The 18396-nt window shown below is 61.2% G+C and carries 21 protein-coding genes and 1 tRNA gene; 6 read left to right on the top strand and 16 right to left on the bottom strand.

Annotated features, from left to right (window positions below; translation table 11 throughout):
• Window positions 1-42: 42 nt before the first annotated feature.
• The 4 genes from AC11W3_RS10670 to AC11W3_RS10655 form a co-directional block, all read right to left on the bottom strand.
• Window positions 43-1098, bottom strand: coding sequence for a CapA family protein (locus AC11W3_RS10670; protein WP_484092208.1), 1056 nt, complete (start codon window positions 1096-1098; stop codon window positions 43-45).
• Window positions 1095-3083, bottom strand: a complete 1989-nt coding sequence (locus tag AC11W3_RS10665; protein WP_484092207.1) for a heterodisulfide reductase-related iron-sulfur binding cluster — start codon at window positions 3081-3083, stop codon at window positions 1095-1097. Before AC11W3_RS10665 ends, AC11W3_RS10670 begins: the two co-directional genes overlap by 4 nt.
• A gap of 154 nt (window positions 3084-3237) precedes the next feature.
• Entirely contained in the window at window positions 3238-4569 is a 1332-nt protein-coding gene (locus tag AC11W3_RS10660; RefSeq protein ID WP_484092206.1) for an FAD-binding protein, read from the bottom strand.
• Window positions 4570-4738: 169 nt separating this feature from the next.
• Complete coding sequence (locus AC11W3_RS10655; protein WP_484092205.1) at window positions 4739-5551, bottom strand: electron transfer flavoprotein subunit beta/FixA family protein; 813 nt, start codon at window positions 5549-5551, stop codon at window positions 4739-4741.
• A gap of 233 nt (window positions 5552-5784) precedes the next feature.
• Here AC11W3_RS10655 and AC11W3_RS10650 point away from each other — a divergent pair, with 233 nt between their 5' ends.
• Window positions 5785-6714, top strand: a complete 930-nt coding sequence (locus AC11W3_RS10650; protein WP_484092204.1) for an energy transducer TonB — start codon at window positions 5785-5787, stop codon at window positions 6712-6714.
• Here the strand turns inward: AC11W3_RS10650 and galU are convergent.
• The 7 genes from galU to AC11W3_RS10615 all read right to left on the bottom strand — a co-directional run bounded on the left by galU (window position 6711) and on the right by AC11W3_RS10615 (window position 10685).
• Window positions 6711-7577, bottom strand: a complete 867-nt coding sequence (galU, locus tag AC11W3_RS10645; protein WP_484092203.1) for a UTP--glucose-1-phosphate uridylyltransferase GalU — start codon at window positions 7575-7577, stop codon at window positions 6711-6713. The two genes, AC11W3_RS10650 and galU, sit on opposite strands and share 4 nt — an antisense overlap.
• 134 nt (window positions 7578-7711) lie before the next feature.
• Entirely contained in the window at window positions 7712-8563 is an 852-nt protein-coding gene (folD, locus tag AC11W3_RS10640; protein WP_484092202.1) for a bifunctional methylenetetrahydrofolate dehydrogenase/methenyltetrahydrofolate cyclohydrolase FolD, read from the bottom strand.
• Between the two features lie 258 nt (window positions 8564-8821).
• Window positions 8822-9061, bottom strand: coding sequence for an FmdB family zinc ribbon protein (locus AC11W3_RS10635; RefSeq protein WP_484092201.1), 240 nt, complete (start codon window positions 9059-9061; stop codon window positions 8822-8824).
• 87 nt (window positions 9062-9148) lie between these two features.
• Window positions 9149-9607: a CBS domain-containing protein gene (locus tag AC11W3_RS10630; RefSeq protein ID WP_484092200.1), complete on the bottom strand. Its 459-nt coding sequence runs from the start codon at window positions 9605-9607 to the stop codon at window positions 9149-9151.
• Between the two features lie 7 nt (window positions 9608-9614).
• Window positions 9615-9917: a DUF167 domain-containing protein gene (locus AC11W3_RS10625; protein ID WP_484092199.1), complete on the bottom strand. Its 303-nt coding sequence runs from the start codon at window positions 9915-9917 to the stop codon at window positions 9615-9617.
• Complete coding sequence (locus tag AC11W3_RS10620) at window positions 9910-10359, bottom strand: DivIVA domain-containing protein (RefSeq protein ID WP_484092982.1); 450 nt, start codon at window positions 10357-10359, stop codon at window positions 9910-9912. Before AC11W3_RS10620 ends, AC11W3_RS10625 begins: the two co-directional genes overlap by 8 nt.
• On the bottom strand, window positions 10356-10685 hold the full coding sequence (locus tag AC11W3_RS10615; RefSeq protein ID WP_484092197.1) for a YggT family protein: 330 nt from the start codon (window positions 10683-10685) through the stop codon (window positions 10356-10358). The genes AC11W3_RS10620 and AC11W3_RS10615 overlap by 4 nt, the downstream gene beginning before the upstream one ends.
• 239 nt (window positions 10686-10924) lie before the next feature.
• On the opposite strand from AC11W3_RS10615, the gene AC11W3_RS10610 reads away from it, so the two are divergent.
• From AC11W3_RS10610 to AC11W3_RS10590, 5 genes are all read left to right on the top strand, one after another.
• A tRNA-Sec gene (locus AC11W3_RS10610) sits at window positions 10925-11022 on the top strand.
• Between the two features lie 107 nt (window positions 11023-11129).
• Complete coding sequence (locus tag AC11W3_RS10605) at window positions 11130-11837, top strand: response regulator (RefSeq protein ID WP_484092986.1); 708 nt, start codon at window positions 11130-11132, stop codon at window positions 11835-11837.
• A gap of 23 nt (window positions 11838-11860) precedes the next feature.
• Complete coding sequence (locus AC11W3_RS10600; RefSeq protein WP_484092196.1) at window positions 11861-12928, top strand: sensor histidine kinase; 1068 nt, start codon at window positions 11861-11863, stop codon at window positions 12926-12928.
• Window positions 12929-13074: 146 nt separating this feature from the next.
• Complete coding sequence (locus AC11W3_RS10595; RefSeq protein ID WP_484092195.1) at window positions 13075-14550, top strand: radical SAM protein; 1476 nt, start codon at window positions 13075-13077, stop codon at window positions 14548-14550.
• A gap of 164 nt (window positions 14551-14714) precedes the next feature.
• On the top strand, window positions 14715-15293 hold the full coding sequence (locus tag AC11W3_RS10590) for a DUF488 domain-containing protein (protein WP_484092194.1): 579 nt from the start codon (window positions 14715-14717) through the stop codon (window positions 15291-15293).
• A gap of 10 nt (window positions 15294-15303) precedes the next feature.
• Here the strand turns inward: AC11W3_RS10590 and AC11W3_RS10585 are convergent, their stop codons facing one another.
• From AC11W3_RS10585 to AC11W3_RS10565, 5 genes are all read right to left on the bottom strand, one after another.
• On the bottom strand, window positions 15304-15843 hold the full coding sequence (locus AC11W3_RS10585; protein ID WP_484092193.1) for a THUMP domain-containing protein: 540 nt from the start codon (window positions 15841-15843) through the stop codon (window positions 15304-15306).
• A 41-nt stretch (window positions 15844-15884) separates the two neighbouring features.
• Entirely contained in the window at window positions 15885-16223 is a 339-nt protein-coding gene (locus tag AC11W3_RS10580; protein ID WP_484092192.1) for a 4a-hydroxytetrahydrobiopterin dehydratase, read from the bottom strand.
• Between the two features lie 1117 nt (window positions 16224-17340).
• Entirely contained in the window at window positions 17341-17652 is a 312-nt protein-coding gene (locus tag AC11W3_RS10575) for a hypothetical protein (RefSeq protein ID WP_484092190.1), read from the bottom strand.
• A gap of 96 nt (window positions 17653-17748) precedes the next feature.
• On the bottom strand, window positions 17749-18045 hold the full coding sequence (locus AC11W3_RS10570) for a J domain-containing protein (RefSeq protein ID WP_484092981.1): 297 nt from the start codon (window positions 18043-18045) through the stop codon (window positions 17749-17751).
• Between the two features lie 33 nt (window positions 18046-18078).
• A partial coding sequence (locus AC11W3_RS10565; protein ID WP_484092980.1) for a 6-phosphogluconolactonase occupies window positions 18079-18396 on the bottom strand: 318 nt, incomplete at its 5' end.

Raw genomic sequence — 18396 nt, 5'->3', positions numbered from 1 at the left:
TAGCTTACGTGTGAGGTGGGTGATTCCGGGGGCAGCGGGAGCTTACTTCAGCTTCAGCTCACCGTTAGACCCGAATGCAAGGTCCGAGCCGGGGAAGTCTTCGGCGGTGAGGCGCTTCATGAGACGGAGGGCACGCCGTTTCGAGTCGGGGCGGGGGCCGGTCAACCTGGCCTGGATGAAGGAGCGGACCGACCCGCTCACGAAGGAGCCATCCGGCGCCAGTTCCACGTTCAGCAGCGGAGCATAGCCGCTCTCGCCGGTGACGTTCACGCCGCCATAGGTGGCGAAATTACCGAGACTGTACGCGATCAGCCTGCCGCGATAGAGCTGGAGGGCGCGGGGGACGTGGGGACCATGGCCGATGACGAGATCGGCGCCGCGGTCAATGGCATCGTGGGCGAAGCGCATCAAGTCGCCGCGGTCCTCGTTGAGGAACTCCTCTCTGCCGGGGGAAACGTGCAGGGCGCCGCGCCCTTCGGCGCCGGCGTGGACGGAAAGGATCAGGATGTCGTAACGCCCTGAGAGACGGGCTATCTCCTCCAAAGGCTTTGCCGGGAAGACGATCGAGCGCGGGGGGGGACCGAAGGAGAGCGAGACTATCCCCACCCGCAGGCCGCGTACGGTGAACTCCGCCACTTCACCGCTCTTGCTGGAGTAGGCCACCCCTGCCCTCTCCAGGGCTCTCTTGGTCGAGGCAAGGCCTGCGCTGCCGAAGTCCCTGGCGTGGTTGTTGGCGAGGGAAACCATCGATATCCCGGCATCCTTCAGGTTGAAGGCGTAGGAGGGCGGGGTCCGGAAGAGGTAACACCTGCCGCTGACGCCGCTCTTGGCCGGTTCGCCATCGCTGAAAAGGGGTCCTTCGAGATTGGCCATGGCGATATCGGCCTGTTTGAAGAGAGGTGCGGCCTCGGCGAGGAGCCACCTTCCGCGGTTGCGGGGGAGGACCGGCTGCGGGAAATCGGTACCCATCATGACGTCGCCGACAGCCGCTACGGTGATCCCCCCTGCCGAAAAGGCGGGCAGGGGGGAGAGGAGAATGATCAGAAAAGCAGCAGGAAAGAGGTGGGACCCTATGGAGCGGAGGATGGAGCGTCTCAAGGGGTGCGCAGCCCTTCTGCCACCACTTCGGCCACGTCACGGACGCGGACGTTTCCGGCGCCCTTGTCCTTGAGGCCGTCTTCCATCATGGTCATGCAGTACGGGCAGGCGACGCAGATGGTATCGGGATTTCCCTCCAGGGCCTCAGCGACACGGGCATGGTTCACCCGCTCCCCGATGAACTCCTCCATCCACATCCGGCCGCCGCCGGCGCCGCAGCAGAAGGAGTTCCTGCGGTTGCGCTCGAACTCCTGGGGGGCGGACCCGGTGGCCGCCTCGATAGCGGTGCGAGGAGCGTCGAAGATATCGTTGTGCCGACCGAGATAGCAGGGGTCGTGATAGGTGATCTTGCCGAGGTCGCCCACAGCCGTGTTGAGTTTCAGACGTCCCTCCTCCAAAAGCTGCGCGATAAGCTCGCTCTGGTGCACCACCTCCAGTTCCAGGCCGAACTGGCGGTAGTCGTTCTTGAGCGTCGTGAGACAGTGCGGGCAGAGGGTGATCACCTTTTTCACTCCGCGTTCGCGGAAGATCTCCACGTTCTCGCGGGCCATCTTGTCGAACAGGAACTCATTGCCGAGCCGCCTGACGCTCTCGCCGCAGCACTTCTCGTCCTTGCCCAGGATCCCCCAGGTAACGCCGGCAGCGTTGAGGACGGTGGCGACGGCGACGGTGACCTGTTTGGTGCGGGCATCGAAAGAGCCGGCACAGCCGACATAAAAGAGGTATTCGGTCTCGCCGGCGGCGAAGGGGCGGACATCCATGGTGGAGACCCACTTGCTTCTCTCGCCGGGGGCTATGCCCCAGGGATTCGACCGCTGCTCCATGTTCTCGAAGAGGTTGAGAAGCTCCTCGGGGAAGCGGGATTCCGTCTCCACCAGATGCCTTCTCATCTTGATGATCTTGGGCATCTGCTCGATCAGGACCGGACAGGCCTCGATGCAGGCCCCGCAGGTGGTGCAGGACCAGATGGCGTCCTCGGTGTTGGTCCCCTCCCCTTCCGGCCCGATCAGCGGCAGGGTCCCCTTCCTCCCCTCCTTGAGCGCCGGACCGTTCTCCAGGAGGTTGGTCTTGATGGCGTGCACGATCTGGCGCGGGTTCAAGGGCTTACCGGTGCTGGTGGCGGGGCAGGCCGCCTGGCAGCGGCCGCACTCGGTGCAGCTGTAGCAGTCGAGGAGGTCCTTCCAGGTGAAGCGCTCCACGCTCCCGACCCCGAAGACCCCACCCTTCTCGAACTTCTCCCGCGGCTGGGTGTTGGGCCAGTCAAGGCTGGCCAGGTAGCAGTTCGGGATGGCGGTCAGGATGTGCATGTGCTTGCTGTGCGGCAGGAAGCAGATGAAGGCCAGGAGCACCAGGGCGTGCAGCCACCAGAAGATCGATGCCACCAAACCGAGCGAGGACGAGAAAGGCGCCAGCCATCCGGCGACGATGCTGGAGATCGGCATGGCCGAGGCTGCCGCATCGCCCCCCTGGGCAATGATGGCGCCGTGCATCCCGAAGTAGGCGATCATGAGGAGGGCGATGAAGGACAGGATCAGGAAGGCGTCGGTGCTGCGGGCCTTGACGTACAAGCTGTCGAGATAAGGAGGCTTCACCACCACCCTCCTGATCACCGCGAAGGCGATGGCGACCAGGGTCAGCAGCGAGACGATGTCGAAGGCCAGGAGCAGAGCGCGGTGCAAACCTTCCGGCAGCATCCGCAGGGTCAGGGAGGGGAAGACGCCGCTCAGCAGGAACTCCGCGTTCGCGATGGCGAGGATCATGAACGACCAGAAGATCACGAAGTGGTTGATGCCGAAGGGCTTCTTGAGCACGCGCAGCTGCGCGAAGGCGTAGAGGAGCATCTCCTTGAGGCGGCGAACGGGCTGGTCGAGCCGCTGCTCGGGCTGGCCCAGCGCGAGGAAGGAGAACCTCCGGTAAACGCTCCAGCAGAAGAAGGCCAGCGAGGCCAGCAGGAGCGGGGCGAAGATAGCGGGTTGGGGGGTCATATTGTTACCTCTTTTAATGCGGCCTGGCCGCAGAGTGCGATTCGAGTGCTCCCCCTCCCCTGGAGGGAAGGGGACGGCTTGGGCGCCGAAGGGCGCTTCAGCCCGCAGGCACGGGTGGGGGGAGGCGGGCAACGCCGCCCCGTGGAACCGTGGCTTACGCCGTCCTGGCCGCCTTCAGCGCTTTCAGCTTCGAGGTCAGGGCCGGAATGATCTTGAAGATGTCGCCGACGATCCCGTAGGTGGCGACCTGGAAGATGGGGGCCTCGGGATCGCGGTTGATGGCGATGACCACGTCGGAGTCCTGCATCCCAACCAGGTGCTGGATGGCACCGGAGATGCCGCAGGCGATGTACACCTTCGGGCGCACCGTCTTTCCGGTCTGACCCACCTGCCGGTCTGGCGGCATCCATCCCGCGTCGACCGCACTCCTGGAGGCGCCGACGACCCCGCCCAGCACCTCGGCCAGCTCGTGCAGCATGGCGAAGTTCTCCTTGGCCATCAGGCCGCGGCCACCCGAGACGATGAATTCTGCCCCGGAGATGTCGACGTCGGCCCCGTTGCCGTGGTCCATCATGATCTTCAGCACCTTGACCGGGATCTCCTCCTCGGTCACCGGCGCCTGCTCCCGTATGATTTCACCCTTGGCTGCCGGGTCGAAGGCCGGCATAGGCATCACGTGCGGCCGGACCGTGGACATCTGGGGGCGGAACTTGTCGCAGACGATGGTGGCCATGATGTTACCGCCGAAGGCCGGCCGGGTCTGCATCAGGTTACCCTTGCCGTCTATGGAGAGCCCGGTGCAGTCGGCGGTGAGGCCGGTGGCGAGCTCGGTAGCGACCACCCCGGCCAGGTCGCGCCCCAGGCCGGTGGCGCCCATCAGGATCACCTCCGGCCGGTACTTCTCGACCAGGGCGCAGACGCTGCGCTGGTAGGCCTCGGTCCGGTAGTGGCGCAGCACGGGTGCGTCGACCAGGTAGACCTTCTGGGCGCCGTAGCCGATGGCTTGCCTGCAGAGTTCCTCCACCCCTTCCCCCATGACCACGGCAGCGAGCTCGCAGTTGCGGGCGAGGGCCAGCTCCTTCCCCTTGCCCAGGAGCTCCCACGAGACCTTGGCGGCCTCGCCCGCGGTCTGCTCCACGAAGACCCAGACGCCGGTGTAGGCGGCCAGGCGCCTGCGCAGCGCAGCCTCCTCGGGGTCTTCCTCCGGCGCCTCGCCGGTCTGGGCAGCCCCCTTCGCCAGTTCATCGAGGATGCGCTTTTCCTCGGCGGTGAAAGCCATCTCCAACGCCTGTACCGGGCAGACCTTCACGCACTTCACGCATCCTATGCAGCGGGAGGCATCGATAATCGGTTCGCCCGCCTCGTTCATCTGGATTGCATCGACGGGGCAGGCGCTCTGGCAGCGGGCTCCGCAGGCGATGCATTTCCCTGCCAGCAATTCGGCCTTGCCGCGCGGTTTTTTCGGTGGTTTGACAGCGTCAGTCATTTCAAATCCTTTAGAAGCGTGAATGGTGAATGGTGAAAGGTGAATAGAAACGCCTTCTTCCCATGGCCATCACGCCAGCTATAAAAATTGTCTATCCAACTTCGCGGTATCTGGTCCAGGTCAAGAGCGAACCAGGCAGTTCACCTTTCACCTTTCACCTTTCACGCCTTTAAAACGCCAGCAGGTCCTTCTCCAGCAGCTTGTGGATCAGCAGGTCCGCTGCCCCTTCGGGGTCGTGGGCGCCGTCGCCTAAGACCTCGCCTTGAGCCCTCTCGGGGGAAAAGATCCTGCTTACCCAGGTGGGGGAGCCCTTGAGGCCGATGGTGTTCACGTCGAGCTGGAGGGTCTTGTTGTCCCAGACCTCGACCCGGGCGTCCGCAGAGGCCAGACGCATGGGAACGGTCGGGTAGCGCGGCCGGTTCAGCTCGCGCACCACGGTGAGGAGCGCCGGCAAGGGGGCCTCGACCTCTTCGTGCCTCCCCTCAAGCTTCCTTCTCACCCGGATCTTGCGCGCCGCCGGATCCAGGTCCTCCACACGGTCCACCAGGGTGAGCTGGGCAAAATCGAGACGCGTCGCTATCCCGGGTCCGACCTGGGCGGTGTCGCCGTCGATGGTCTGCTTCCCGCAGATAACCACCCCGACCTCTTCGTCCTTCGCCAGGCGCTCGATGGCGGCGGAGAGGACCTTGCTGGTGGCCAGGGTGTCGGCGCCGCCGAAGACCCGATCGGAAAGAAGGACGGCCCGGTCCACGCCCAGCGCCAGCGCCTTCCTCAGGGTGGCCTCAGCATTCGGGGGGCCCATGGAGATGGCGGCCACCCGGAAGCCGAAGCGGTCCTTGAGCCTCAGACCCTCTTCTATGGCGTGGGTGTCATAAGGGTTGACTATGAAAGGAACGCCCTCACGAATGAGGGTATTGGTGACGGGATCGATCTGTACCTGGGTGGTATCGGGAACTTGCTTTACGCATACGACTACCAGCATGGGAACCTCGGTTATTTTAGTGCCTTCAGCCTACCTGACTATTCGGAAAATAAGTTGACCTAAATCAAAAGAGCGCAGTATGAGTGATGCCGGCCCACCCGCCCCCTACCCTCTGGGACACGGCCGTTCGTGCGACGGCCCAGGGAATGCTATAATCTCATGAACCTGTTGCTTTTTCCCGGCCACACCCTTACTATTGTCAGAAAAAGTCACCCGTCTCCGGGTGGAGATACATGTCCAATAGATACGTCGAAAAAAACTTCCTCTGGCTGCTGGCCCTGTCACTCCTGCTGCATCTAGCCGTCTATAAAATCATCCCCTTGATCCCGGCTGAGAAGCCAAAGGGCGCGGAACAGACGACCATGGTCGACCTGACCGACCTGCCGGCGCCCCCGCCAAAGCCGGAGAAGCCGCGCCCCGAGCCGGAGATGCCTCGTCGTGAGGTGCCGAAAACGCTGCCGCTGCCGTCAACGCGGCCGGAGCCGCCGCGAAAATCCCTAGTCGACCGATTCGCAGACCAGCGCCAGCGGGTAGCGAGGGAACCGGCCCCCAGGCCAGCACATCAAAGCGAGAGGCCGGCTCCCACACCGAGGGCGACGGCACCGGCCAGACCGGCGGAGACCCGCATCCCCCAGGCCACTACCCCTGCCCGGAAGGCGGAACCGGTCCCGCTGGAAAAGGGAGGCTCCGAACCGGTGGCGCGCGGCGAAGGTATTTTGAAGCCCAGGTCCGCGGAGAGGAGCGCGCCCAGGCTCTTCCCCAGCGCGAACAGGCTGGCACGCCTCGAAGACAGCTACCGGAAGAAATACGCGGCAGAACTCGAGGATGGGGACACCAGTTTCCTCAACACCGACGACATCCGCTTCGGCTCCTTCCTGAGGCGACTGGAAACGGCCATCTACGGCGTCTGGCAGTACCCCCGTGAAGCCCTCATGCGCGGCCAGGAGGGGACGACGCCGGTGAGGATAACCTTCAACAGAAGGGGCGAGATTGTTCACGTGGAGCTTCTGGAGAGTTCGGGGAGTGACATTCTGGACAACGAGGTTATGCGGACCCTGAGGACCATCGGGCCGATCGGCTCCTTCCCCAGGGGGTACACGAGCGAAAGCTTCAAACTCATCGCCTTCTTCCATTATGGCAACGGCAGCGGCCGGCTTCACTAGTATCCCAGTCTCTTCCTGAGAAAGTCGGTGAACTCGCCGTTGAACTCCTGCCTCTTCAGCGCCATATCCACGGTGGCCTTCAGAAATCCCAGTTTGTCTCCGCAGTCGTGGTGCACCCCGTCGAACTTGCAGCCGTAGATCGACTCCTCCTTGGCCAGTTTCCTGATGGCATCGGTCAGCTGGATCTCCCCCCCCTTCCCGGGCTCCTGGAACTCCAGGATGGGGAAGATCCCGGGGGTGAGGATGTAGCGCCCGATAATGGCCAGGTCGGACGGCGCCTCCTCCCTGGGTGGCTTCTCCACCAGGTCCAGCACCTCGAAGGCGGCCCCTTCGAGATGGTTGGCACGCACGCAGCCGTAGGCGGAGATGTTCTCCATCGGCACCTGCTCCAGGGCCAGCACCGGCGCCCGGTAACTCTCGTAGACCTCGAGGAGCTGGGAAAGACACGGTTTCGGCGCGTCGATGATGTCGTCGCCGAGGAGGACGGCGAAGGGCTCGTCGCCGATGAACTCCCTGGCGCAGAGGATGGCATGACCAAGTCCCAGGGCCTCCTTCTGCCTCACGAAGAAGATGTTCGCCATCTCCGCGATCTCGCGCACCTGGTGCAGTTCCAGGTCCTTTCCTTTGTCATAGAGCATCGATTCCAGCTCGAAGGCGATATCGAAGTGATCCTCGATGGCCCTCTTGCCGCGACCGGTCACGAAGAGTATCTGCTTGATGCCGGAGGCCACCGCTTCCTCGACCACGTACTGCACGAGGGGCTTGTCTATCAGCGGCAGCATCTCCTTGGGAGTCGACTTGGTCGCCGGAAGGAACCTGGTTCCCAGACCTGCCACCGGGAAAACGGCCTTCTTGACTCGCATGGTGTGGCCTCCTTCTACGCTTCTTCAGCCGGCGACCGGCATTGAAGCTGCCACGACGCCGGCCGAAGAGCCTAATCAGGTTGTCCCACCCTCCATTCGATCAAAAAACTTCAGCTCCCTCGCGGGAAGAGTCGCTACTTCTTCACCCTTCTCTTGGCCGACTCCACGGTATTGTACAGCAGCATGGTGATGGTCATCGGCCCTACCCCGCCGGGAACGGGGGTGATGGCCGAGGCGCGCTCGCTGGCCGCGGCGTATTCCACATCTCCTACCAGCTTCTTCTCGCCCACCCGGTTGACGCCGACGTCGATGACTACGGCGCCTTCCTTGATCCAGGCTCCCTTGATCATCTCGGGGACCCCGACCGCGGCAATGACGACATCGGCCTGACCGACCTTGGCAGCCAGGTCACGGGTCTTGGAATGGCAAAGGGTCACGGTGGCATTTTGCTGCAGGCACATGAAGGCCACGGGCTTGCCGACTATGTTGGAGCGGCCGACCACCACCACCTCCTTGCCCGACAGGTCGACCCCCGCTTCCTTGAGCATCACCATCACGCCGTAAGGGGTGCAGGGCTGGAAGAGGGGCTTGCCGATCACCAGCCGTCCCACGTTGTAGGGGTGGAAGCCGTCAGCGTCCTTCTCGGGCGAAATGGCCTCCAGGATCTTGTCGGTGTTGATCTGCTTGGGAAGCGGCAGCTGCACCAGGATGCCGTTGATCTTCGGGTTGGCGTTCAGCTTTCCAATGAGGGCCAGCAGCTCGCCCTCGGTGGTCTCGGCCGGAAGTTTGTACTCGTCGGAGAAGATGCCGACGTCGGCGCAGGCCTTCTCCTTCATGGAAACATAAACCTTGCTGGCGGGATCCTCCCCGACCAGCACGACCGCCAGCCCGGGGACTACCCCCTGATCCTTGAGACTCGCGGTCTCGGCCTTGATCTCACCGCGGATTTTGGCTGCGATGGCCTTGCCGTCGATAATCTTTGCCATTCCTTGCTCCCCTCTTTTCCCCGGCAAAACAGTTCAGCATGGCAGGAAGAGAAGGCCTGCCAGGCGGGACGCGAAAGGGAACCGTGGGCTCCGTGCGCTTCGCCTGTTAACCCTGCCGAAACTAATTTTTGCACTACGGATTCGTTTTAATGGAGAAATAATAAGTAACGCCGCGGACTTTGTAAAGAGCTTTAGAGACAGGCTAAAAAAAAAGACCCCCGTTGCCGGGGGCACTTTTTTCGGATCTGTTTTTGTTTGTCAGGCCGCCGACGGGCAGCCGGAGCATTTTCCGCCCGACGGGCAGGAGGGCGCTGCCGGTTTCGAGCCATAGCCGTCGCCGTACCACCCGCCTCCCTTCAGGGCGAACCCGGACTGGGAGATCAGCTTTTCGACCTCGCCACCGCACGAGGGGCACTCGGAAGCGGGCGGATCGGAAAACTTCTGACGCAACTCAAAGGTGTTGTTGCAGCTTTTGCACTGGTACTCGTAAAGTGGCATTGCTTTTACTACCTCCTGTTAGGCTATGACGCAGCTACCTGCAGAGCGTGGTAGCAGGTCTAATATAAGTAGCCCTCCCGGCTTTTGTCAAGGGGCAACATCCAGGCTTTTGGTCATGGCGAAGAGAAGGCGGGAGCGGTAGATGATGCCGACCACCTTCTTGCCGTCGACCACCGGCACGCGCTGGAAGCGGTGTTTCATGAAGAGATCGGCGATGTCGGCCACATTGGCGTCCTGGGTGACGGAGATGGGCTGGTGCTCCATGATGTCCGAGATGGGGACGTCCTTGATCCGGTCGCACAGCGAGGCGAAGAAACCGGCATCGGACGGGCCCGCCGCCGCACCCTCCATCAGCGCGGAAATGATGCTCAGCGGGGTGAGGATGCCGGCGAGGCTTCCCCTTTCGTTCAGCACGATCAGTCCCGGCGCCGCGTTCATGAAGCTCTCGTCGCCGAAGTTGGCCTTCATCGTCCGGACTGCCTCAGCCACTGAAGTTCTTACGGAAATGGCGGGGACGTCCGTTACCATAATGTCTCTAGCCTTCATGAAATCCTCACTCTCCTTTAAATAAGGAAAGGAGCGAACCCGGGTTCACCCCTTCCACTTTTACCACCTTGTGCCTCGACTTGGCGCCGGACTTGATGCTGACCCTGGATTTCGCCACTCCCAGGCTCTTGGCGATCAGCTCCACGCACTGCTTGTTGGCCGCGTCATCAACCGGAGGCGAGGTCAGTCGCAGCCTCAGTTCTCCGTCCTTGGGACCGCAGATCTCGCAGCGCGAGGCCCGGGGCTGTACATGAACGGTGAAGACGATACCCTCAGGGGTCTCCGTTACCCGCAGCAAAGCCTCACTCATCGCCCACGGCCAAAAGTCTGGTGTAGGTATCGAGGAGGCTCCTGAAGCCGGACTCGAACTGGACCTTGCTTCTCCTGAGCTCCTGGATCTGATTGTTGAGCTCGATCAGCTTCTTCTCGGCCTCCGCCACCACCCGCTCCGCCTTGAGCTCGGCCTCCGAGACCAGGAGCCTGGCCTCCTTCTGGGCGTTGGTCTTCATATCCTCGACGATGCGCTGGGCCGCCAGCATGGTCTCGCGGAGCTGGGCGTCGCGGCTCTCCATCTCCGCCATGACCGTGGCGTTGCGGGCCAGGCGCTCCTTGAGGTCGGTGTTTTCCCGGAGCAGCTCCTCCATCTCCGAGGCGATCGACTGCAGGAATTCATCGACATCCTCGGCATCGAGCCCCCCGAACATCTTCCCCTTGAACTGCTGCTGCTGGATATCCATCGGGGTGATTTTCATAACACCTGGCCTTTCAATTGGGAGCTGAACATGATGAGGTAGGTGTAGGCCGTATCAAAGACGATGATCTGCACGAGATAGATGAGGGCGAAGACCACCAGGGGCGAGATATCTATGGCTCCCGTGTCGGGCATATAGCGGCGGACCCGTCGCAAAACAGGCTCGGTGACACGGTAGATGAAGTTGACGATGGGGTTGTAGGGGTCGGCATTGACCCAGGAGATGACGACGCTGGCCAGGAGGATGTATTTGTAAATGGTCAGCAGCCCGCTTGCCAGCTCGACAATCTTTGCCAGGGCGAAGAGTATATTGGCCAGCAGAATCATTGATCCCCCTCTGTGACTGGTTATGCGACTGCCAAGCTATAACGAAAATAGCATGTTTTGTCAAGGGTGGGGCAGGTAATGCCGATACCAGGGAAGTCACCATAGAGACAGGAATAATGAGGCAAGGAGGATGTCGAAGAGGTTACTTATGACAACACTCTCACCGGCAAAGAGTGGAGGGGGGAATTTTCCATTGACTTGGAACGGCGGATGATTTAAAAATCTCTTACTTCTCGTATGGAAGCACCTCGGTCGCTGGTGGGCCGCCCGGTCTTCAAAACCGGTGAGGGGGGTGAGAAACTTCCCTGGTGGGTTCGATTCCCATGTGCTTCCGCCATTCAAAAACGCCTCTTCCCCACCGGGCTCTCACCATTGAGGGCTTTTTTTGTATGCTTCAGCCCGGCCCTTCGCTGCAGGAGCCTGGAGACGGAGAAACGATTGACCATGACGAGCGATCGCGACACCATTCTGATAGTCGAGGACGACCACAATACCGCCGCCCTGGTTGCCACCTATCTTGAGCGTGAGGGCTTTTCGACGGTGCTTGTCCACGAAGGAGACAAGGCCCTCGCGGCGGCCTCGTCCTGTCATCCCGCCTTCGTCATTCTCGACGTCATGCTCCCCAGGATGGACGGCTGGGAGATCTGCCGGGAGCTCCGCAAGAGTTCGGAGGTGCCGATCCTGATGCTGACCGCCCGGGAGGAGGAGGTGGACCGGGTGGCCGGACTGGCCATGGGCGCCGACGACTACGTGGTGAAGCCGTTCAGCCCGCGTGAACTGGTGGAGCGGGTCAAGGCGATACTGCGCCGCAGCAAGCCCGCCCCCCCCCGCCCCGCTGCCGTCCTCTCCTTCGACGGCCTCGAGCTCGACCCGGAGAAGCACCGGCTGACCAGGGGGGGGCGTCCGGTCATGCTCACCTCGTCGGAATACAAGATCCTGCACGCGCTGATGAGCGCGCCTGGAAAGTCCTTTTCGCGGGACGAGCTCCTCAACCATTGCTACCGCCACGGCGAGGCGGTGATCGACCGGGTGATCGACGTGCACATAGGGAAGCTCAGGCAAAAGATCGAGGATGACCCGGCCAGGCCCCGCTTCATCCTGACCGTGCGAGGCCACGGTTACCGGTTCAGCGACGAAGATCTCTCGCAATGAATATCTTCTTGAAAGATAAGGGCATGAGGCAGCGTCTCCTCTGGAAGCTGCTGGTCGGCCACATAGTCCCGGTCTTCGCCGTGATAGCCCTCTTCGTGTGGCGGGGGATCGACCGCAAGGCCGCCGAGTACTACCGTCTGCTGGTGGAGCGCTACCACGTCGCACCCGCGGAAGCCCACGCCATCTTCCTCTCGCAGATCCACCACCAGATGGTCTGGGGGGGCGTGTCGGCCCTGGCCCTGACCCTCCTCCTCACCTACCTCTTGACCCGCTGGGTCCTCCGCCCACTGCTGGAGATAACTGCCGTGACCAGGCAGGTCGCCGACGGGAACTACTCCGAGCGCGTCAAGGCCGAATCGAGCTACGAGGTGAGGCAGCTGGTCGAGGCCTTCAACGACATGGCGGAGAAGCTGGAGAAGGTCGAGAAACTGCGCAAGAACATGGTGTCGGACATCGCGCACGAACTGCGCACCCCGCTCACCAACCTGCGCGGCTACCTCGAGGGCTTGAGCGATTCGGTGATCCCCCCGAGCAGCGAGACCTTCAGGATGCTGGAGCAGGAGGTGCTGCGCCTGGTCAACCTGGTGGAGGACCTCCAGCAACTGGCCCGGGCCGATGCCGCCAAATCGTACCTGGACCGCCAGGAGATCTCCCTGCACGAGTTGCTCAGGCAGATCATGGAGCTTTACCGCCCCAATTTCCAGGAGAAGGAAATCGAGGTCCTCTGGCGCCTGGAGGAGGGAACCGAGGTGCTGACGGCAGACCGCGACAAGCTGCTGCAAGCCATCCGCAACCTCGCCGACAACGCCTGGAAGTACACCCCGCGCGGAGGCGTAGTCACCGTTTCCACCACCAAGGGCGCCGAAGTGATCACCGCCACCTTCACCAACACCGGTGCCGTCATCGCGGAAAAGGACATCCCCTTCCTCTTCGAGAGGTTCTTCCGGGCCGACCGCTCGCGCTCCCGCGACGCAGGCGGAGCCGGGATCGGCCTGGCCATAGTCAAGGAGCTGATCGAGGCGCACGGTGGCAGCGTCGGCGCGTCGAGCAACGACAACGGCACCAGCGTCTGGTTCACTCTCCCCGCCTGAGCCCCCCAATCTTCATCAAATCTTTACATTCCCCTTAACAATCCTTTATCTTTAATTGGTAATGTGTCCCGCGTGTTTTAATGATATGCTGGGAGAGTTCCGGTCACCGGTCACCGGTCGAAGAAACGAACCAACGGGAGAGACTGATGAGCAAGATCCTTTTTGTTACCGCTCCATACCACTGCTGGGGTGTACAGGTGGTGGGGACCTGGCCCCCTCTGCATCTGGCCTACCTGGCCGGTGCGGCACTGGAGACGGGGCACGAGGCCAGGATATTCGATGCCATGAACAAGGGACTCTCCTTCGACCATATCAGGGCCGAGATCGAAAGCTATCGACCCGACTACGTGATGACCCTCGACTATCTTCCCGTTACCGGTGCCATCAGCACCGCCACGGTGCCGGATGGGCTCAAGATCCTCAACATCGCCAAGGAGGTGGACCCCGCGATCACCACGCTGCTGGGGGGGCCGCATCCGACCTTCATGTACGAAGAGATCCTGGATGACCCGTCCAACCTGGTCGACTTCATCATCTGCGGCGAGGGGGAGCACACCCTGAAGGAGCTCCTCGCCGGCATCGTGCAAGGGAGCGCCAGGAGCCAGAAAGGGATAGCCTACCGTGAAGACGGCAAGGTGGTGGCGACGGCAAGGCAGCCGCACATCGACAACCTGGACGCGCTCAAGCCGGCCTGGCACCTGCTGGAGTGGAACGACTACCAGTACCTGGTCGAGCCTTACGGCAGGATGGCCTCCATCCTGACCTCCCGCGGCTGCGACATGGACTGCGCCTTCTGCAGCCAGAGGATGTTCTGGCGCGAGGACTGGCGCTGCCGCAAGCCCGAGAACGTCATCGAGGAGATGATCCACCTGCGCGACACCTACGACATCCGCTTCATCACCCTGATCGACGCCTACCCGACCAAGATCAGGGAGCGCTGGGAATTACTCCTGGACCTGCTGATCGAACACAAGCTGGGGATGCACCTGCTGATCGAGACCAGGGTGGAGGACATCATCAGGGACCGCGACATCCTCCACAAGTACCGAGAGGCCGGCATCATCCACGTCTACCTCGGGGCGGAGAGCGCCGACAAGGACGTCCTCAACAGCCTCAACAAGGGAACCAGCTTCCAGCAGAACAAGGAGGCCCTCGACCTGCTGCGCGAGGCCGGCATCGTCAGCGAAGCCTCCTTCATGATCGGCTTCCCGCACGAAACCTGGGATTCCATCCAGGACACCATCGACTCAGCCATCTACCTGAATCCCGACATCGCCGTCTTCCCGGTGGTGACGCCTATGCCCTTCACCCCGATCCACAAGGAGATGAGGGACCGCATCAGGGTCTTCGACTATTCGCAGTACAACTTGGTGACCCCGATCATCGAGCCCTACGAGATGACCATGGACGAGATCACACAGGCGCTGGGGAGATGCTACATGCAGTTCTACAGCAACAAGATGCTGGAGATCGTCAACATGGAGGACGGATTCAAGCGGAAGTACATGATGAGCGCCTTCGTGCAGATGATGAAGGACCACGGATCCAACTTCAACTTTGAAGGCGCCGACATGGACAAGATGAAGCGGCACATGCTTTCCGTGAGGGCCGAAGCGGCCTAGGAAAGGGCGTCAGCATAAAAACATTAAAGCCCCCAGCGATGGGGGCTTTTTTATTGCTGCGCGAATTCTCCCTTGGAAGGCGGCATTGGAGTTACAATACCCTTGGCAGTTGCCGCAGAGGCAAGGCGGGAACTGCTCCGGCCTCGGAGGAGAAGGGGGTTGTCATGTCGGAAAACATTACCGCGAACAGCCTGGATGGGGTGAAGGTTTATACCTTGGGGCATTCCACCCTCGGCACCGAGCAGTTTCTGGAGCTGCTGAAACACTACGGGATCGGGGCGGTGGTGGACGTGAGGACCATCCCGCGCTCGCTGCACAACCCGCAGTTCAACAAGGAGAGCCTGAGCCCGTTCCTCCGGGTCCGCCGGATCAAGTACCTGCACGTCCCGGAACTGGGGGGATTGCGCCGTCACGTGAAGGGGGAGAGCCGCAACGACGGCTGGCACAACGCCTCCTTCCGCGGCTTCGCCGATTACATGCAGACACCCGACTTCAAAGTGGCGATCGAGACCCTGATCCGCATAGCCGGGAGCAGGACGACCGCCATAATCTGCGCCGAAGCGGTTCCCTGGCGCTGCCACCGTTCGCTGATCGCCGACGCCCTTCTCGTACGGGGGATCGAAGTCGTCGATATCTTTTCCATATCTACCGCAAAGCCTCACACGCTTTCCCCGATGGCCGAGGTTCACGGCACCGAAATCACCTATCCGGCACCTGCTGCAAAGGACGATGCCGCGGCCTGAGCCGGCGGGATCAATCGAGATGCAGCAGCGGATAGCGCTGGAGGTCCTCGCGGGTCCACAGGGAGAGACCCGCGCGGGGGCCTATGGTTTCTATGGCCAGGATGGCATCGGGATCATCGAAGGTGATCCGCCCCTTCTCGCCGGCCAGCTCCAGCGCATCCAGCAGGTAGATATCCAGGAACTTCTCTTCCTCCATCCCCGACAGCTTTCCCTTGAACCCGCGGCGGTGCATCCGCACATGGAAGCTCTTCGCGCCTAGGCTCGGTATCCAGGTCGTCACCGCCTGCCTGGCCTTGTCCTCGAATTCGGGCGGAGACTGGAAGGTGAAGGTCAGATAAACCGGCATCACCCTCGCCAGGGGAGAGACGTGCTGCGGATCCTGCTCGCCCTCCTCCCGCAGCTTTTCCATGAACTGGCGAGGATCAGGCACCCGCATGGCGAGTATATTGTAAAAATCGGTCTTGCTGACGGTACCAAAGCGTTCAAGGAGCTTCCTCGCACTGTTATAGGCATCATCATGGACGCTTACAACCACGTTCCAGTCTTGCATAGGCTCCTCCTCTTCTCTTTGTCACTGCCGGAAAACGGCTCCTATCCCATGAGTGCGTCGACTTTCGCCGCGCAGATGAAGTCGTTTTCGGAGAGTCCTCCTATGGCATGAGTCACATAACTCACACGGCAGGACCGATAGGAGACTTCCAGGTCGGGGTGGTGTCCCTGACTGTGCGCCATCCAAGCCACGGCGTTAACGAAGGCAATGGTCTGATAGTAATTCTTGAACTCGTAGCTCTTCCGGATTACCGTCCCTGACAGCTCCCACCCCGGGAGTCCAGCCAGGTAGCGCTCGACCTCCTCCGATCCCATTGGCGGGGTCCCGCCTTCACACGGCCTGCAATGCCTCGAGGCAAGATCACAGCTCTTCTCTTCCATCTCTTCCTCCGTTGTGGGACCCTCCACCCATTCCTGCACTATCGCAGCAATTAGGAACTACTAGCATAGTTCCTCGAAGTTGCAATTTCGAGCGACGGCAACACCCTCTCACCGGCCAAAGAAATCCACACCCCGATCTGCCTAAAAAATATGCAAAAAGGTAAAATCATACGCCGTCACGGCAGATACGGGGAAAGAGGCCAAAGTTATCCACAGCGTTTTCCACCGAAATGTGGATTGCGAAGCCGCATGGATTCACAAAGTACGTCAGTGCACCAATTTTTTTGCACTTTTCCGCTACTTTAGGGCCACCCGACAATCTATTGACGGTTTAGGGCCTTTTCCTCCATCATGTGTAGAGGTACCGCTGCGGGTTGTCTAAAAACCACTAGCTCCGGCATTCAATATGGAGGCCTTGAGACGGAAAGAATAGCTGTTAGGCTTGAGGTCTAAGAAGTGCGGGAAAGGGAGGTGGCGATGTACAGAAAAATTTCTCTGCTGCTTGCGCTGAGTCAATTGATCCTTCTTCAGACGCAGCCTTTACTGGCTGACGAATACTCCGACTGCAAAGGACGCTGCACCGATGACTATGCTGCCTGCATGAGTGAGCCCGAGGCTTCGGAACCCGCAGAACGGACCGAGAAGGAAGCGAGTTGCACGCAGGGAGTGAAGAACTGCACCTCCAACTGCGAATCCGTGCGTCCGACATATGAGGATGCTGTCCCCCAGTCTCCCCCGCCCGATGCGACATCCCCGCCCGACGCGGCACCTCAGCCCGATGCGGCACCCCCGCCCGATGGAGCACCCCCGCCTGATGGAGCACCCCCGCCCGATGCGACACCTCCGGATTATACGCCACCCGATGCGCCACTCCGGCCTGATGCTCCCCCACCCGAAGCGAAGGCAGGTCCAGTCCGATAAGAAGTTCGTCCAGCGAATGAGCCGGTGGGAAGAAATGCCGATGGGGGATGGCTGGGCAGAAGTCGGAAAAGTTGCACCGGGACGTCGTTGGCCCGGGCCTGAGGCAAAGTCCGGTTTCTCTACGGCAGCAAGAAGGGTGATCCCAGTATGAAAGATCACCCCGCCGAACGAATCCAACCTTCCACCAGATCCGCCGCTACTTTGGATGAGCCTTTTCGTATTTCGCCAGCAGGTCCTCCAGGATGTTTTCGCCCGCCTCGGCCGAGCGTGCCACCAGTTCGTGACGGACGTAATCCAGGGCATGAGCACATTTCTCCTCCGGCCACTGCTCCCTGATGACCTGGATATTCCCGCGTCCCCATGCGATATGGGGTCGAGTGACCTCTTCCAGCCCCACCTTCAAAAGATCGATGCAGCGTCGATACTGGGACTGGCTCGGTTGTCCCCCTTTTAGAGCGGCTTCTAAAATAGTCTCGGCGGCCCTCATGGCAATCTCGCAGTTAAGCATCACGCCCTCCTTTGACAGTAGTGCATATACCTTAGCATATCTTCACGACAGCACAATTGCAGGAGCGACTCAACCCATTGTTGAACTGACACAGCACTAACTCCTGCCAGTGCCCCAGAGAGCCTCATCCAGAAACTGACGGCGCAGACGCTCATCCGGGTTCTGCTCATAGAATTCGTCTTCGGCAAAGGAAAAGCGGTAGTCTGCGACATACTCCAGCAGCACCCGGTAGGCGGTGTTCACCCTGCGTATTTCAGATGGGTCAGAAGCCAAGCCGGCATCGGGATGGTACCGCTTCACCAGGCTCCGGTGGCGGCTCTTGATCTCTCTCAAGGTAGCGCGGTCACCGAGATCAAAGACCTTCAAAGCGGCTTTGAGTTCGTCGTAGGTCATGGAGGACCTTTCAGGGCCCGAGTGGCACTGCTCTCAACTCGTTCCGCAGTCGATGTGATCTTTCGACAACAGACTCGCGGCCTCGCGGTCCACGAGCCAAAGGAGCTTACCTTCGACGGGGCGGATCAACTGGGCCGGGAACTGCTGAGTATCCCGGTCACCTTCCAGGACGCGGTGGAGGATGTCTGCCTTCGCACTCCCCGAGACAAGGAAAGCCACGACAGCTGCCCTATTCAACAGTGTCGGTGTCACGGTCACCCTATACATCTCCTGCTCCGGCAGGAAAACCTCGGCTGCCCAGCGCCCGCTCTCCCGGATGGCTGCGCTCCCGGGGAAAAGCGAAGCGGTGTG

The organism is Geomonas sp., from assembly GCF_056994735.1.
Note: the sequence above shows the minus strand (reverse complement) of the source record. Positions and strands in the feature narration are given on the sequence as shown.

Coding starts and splice junctions, on each gene's coding strand:
- folD (WP_484092202.1), bottom strand. CDS start 8,563: ATGGCAAAGATTATCGACGGCAAGGCCATCGCAGCCAAAATCCGCGGT.
- AC11W3_RS10570 (WP_484092981.1), bottom strand. CDS start 18,045: ATGACCTACGACGAACTCAAAGCCGCTTTGAAGGTCTTTGATCTCGGT.
- AC11W3_RS10605 (WP_484092986.1), top strand. CDS start 11,130: ATGACGAGCGATCGCGACACCATTCTGATAGTCGAGGACGACCACAAT.
- AC11W3_RS10590 (WP_484092194.1), top strand. CDS start 14,715: ATGTCGGAAAACATTACCGCGAACAGCCTGGATGGGGTGAAGGTTTAT.
- AC11W3_RS10665 (WP_484092207.1), bottom strand. CDS start 3,083: ATGACCCCCCAACCCGCTATCTTCGCCCCGCTCCTGCTGGCCTCGCTG.
- AC11W3_RS10650 (WP_484092204.1), top strand. CDS start 5,785: ATGTCCAATAGATACGTCGAAAAAAACTTCCTCTGGCTGCTGGCCCTG.
- AC11W3_RS10660 (WP_484092206.1), bottom strand. CDS start 4,569: ATGACTGACGCTGTCAAACCACCGAAAAAACCGCGCGGCAAGGCCGAA.
- galU (WP_484092203.1), bottom strand. CDS start 7,577: ATGCGAGTCAAGAAGGCCGTTTTCCCGGTGGCAGGTCTGGGAACCAGG.
- AC11W3_RS10620 (WP_484092982.1), bottom strand. CDS start 10,359: ATGAAAATCACCCCGATGGATATCCAGCAGCAGCAGTTCAAGGGGAAG.
- AC11W3_RS10600 (WP_484092196.1), top strand. CDS start 11,861: ATGAGGCAGCGTCTCCTCTGGAAGCTGCTGGTCGGCCACATAGTCCCG.
- AC11W3_RS10655 (WP_484092205.1), bottom strand. CDS start 5,551: ATGCTGGTAGTCGTATGCGTAAAGCAAGTTCCCGATACCACCCAGGTA.
- AC11W3_RS10575 (WP_484092190.1), bottom strand. CDS start 17,652: ATGCTTAACTGCGAGATTGCCATGAGGGCCGCCGAGACTATTTTAGAA.
- AC11W3_RS10625 (WP_484092199.1), bottom strand. CDS start 9,917: ATGAGTGAGGCTTTGCTGCGGGTAACGGAGACCCCTGAGGGTATCGTC.
- AC11W3_RS10585 (WP_484092193.1), bottom strand. CDS start 15,843: ATGCAAGACTGGAACGTGGTTGTAAGCGTCCATGATGATGCCTATAAC.
- AC11W3_RS10580 (WP_484092192.1), bottom strand. CDS start 16,223: ATGGAAGAGAAGAGCTGTGATCTTGCCTCGAGGCATTGCAGGCCGTGT.
- AC11W3_RS10635 (WP_484092201.1), bottom strand. CDS start 9,061: ATGCCACTTTACGAGTACCAGTGCAAAAGCTGCAACAACACCTTTGAG.
- AC11W3_RS10630 (WP_484092200.1), bottom strand. CDS start 9,607: ATGAAGGCTAGAGACATTATGGTAACGGACGTCCCCGCCATTTCCGTA.
- AC11W3_RS10595 (WP_484092195.1), top strand. CDS start 13,075: ATGAGCAAGATCCTTTTTGTTACCGCTCCATACCACTGCTGGGGTGTA.
- AC11W3_RS10615 (WP_484092197.1), bottom strand. CDS start 10,685: ATGATTCTGCTGGCCAATATACTCTTCGCCCTGGCAAAGATTGTCGAG.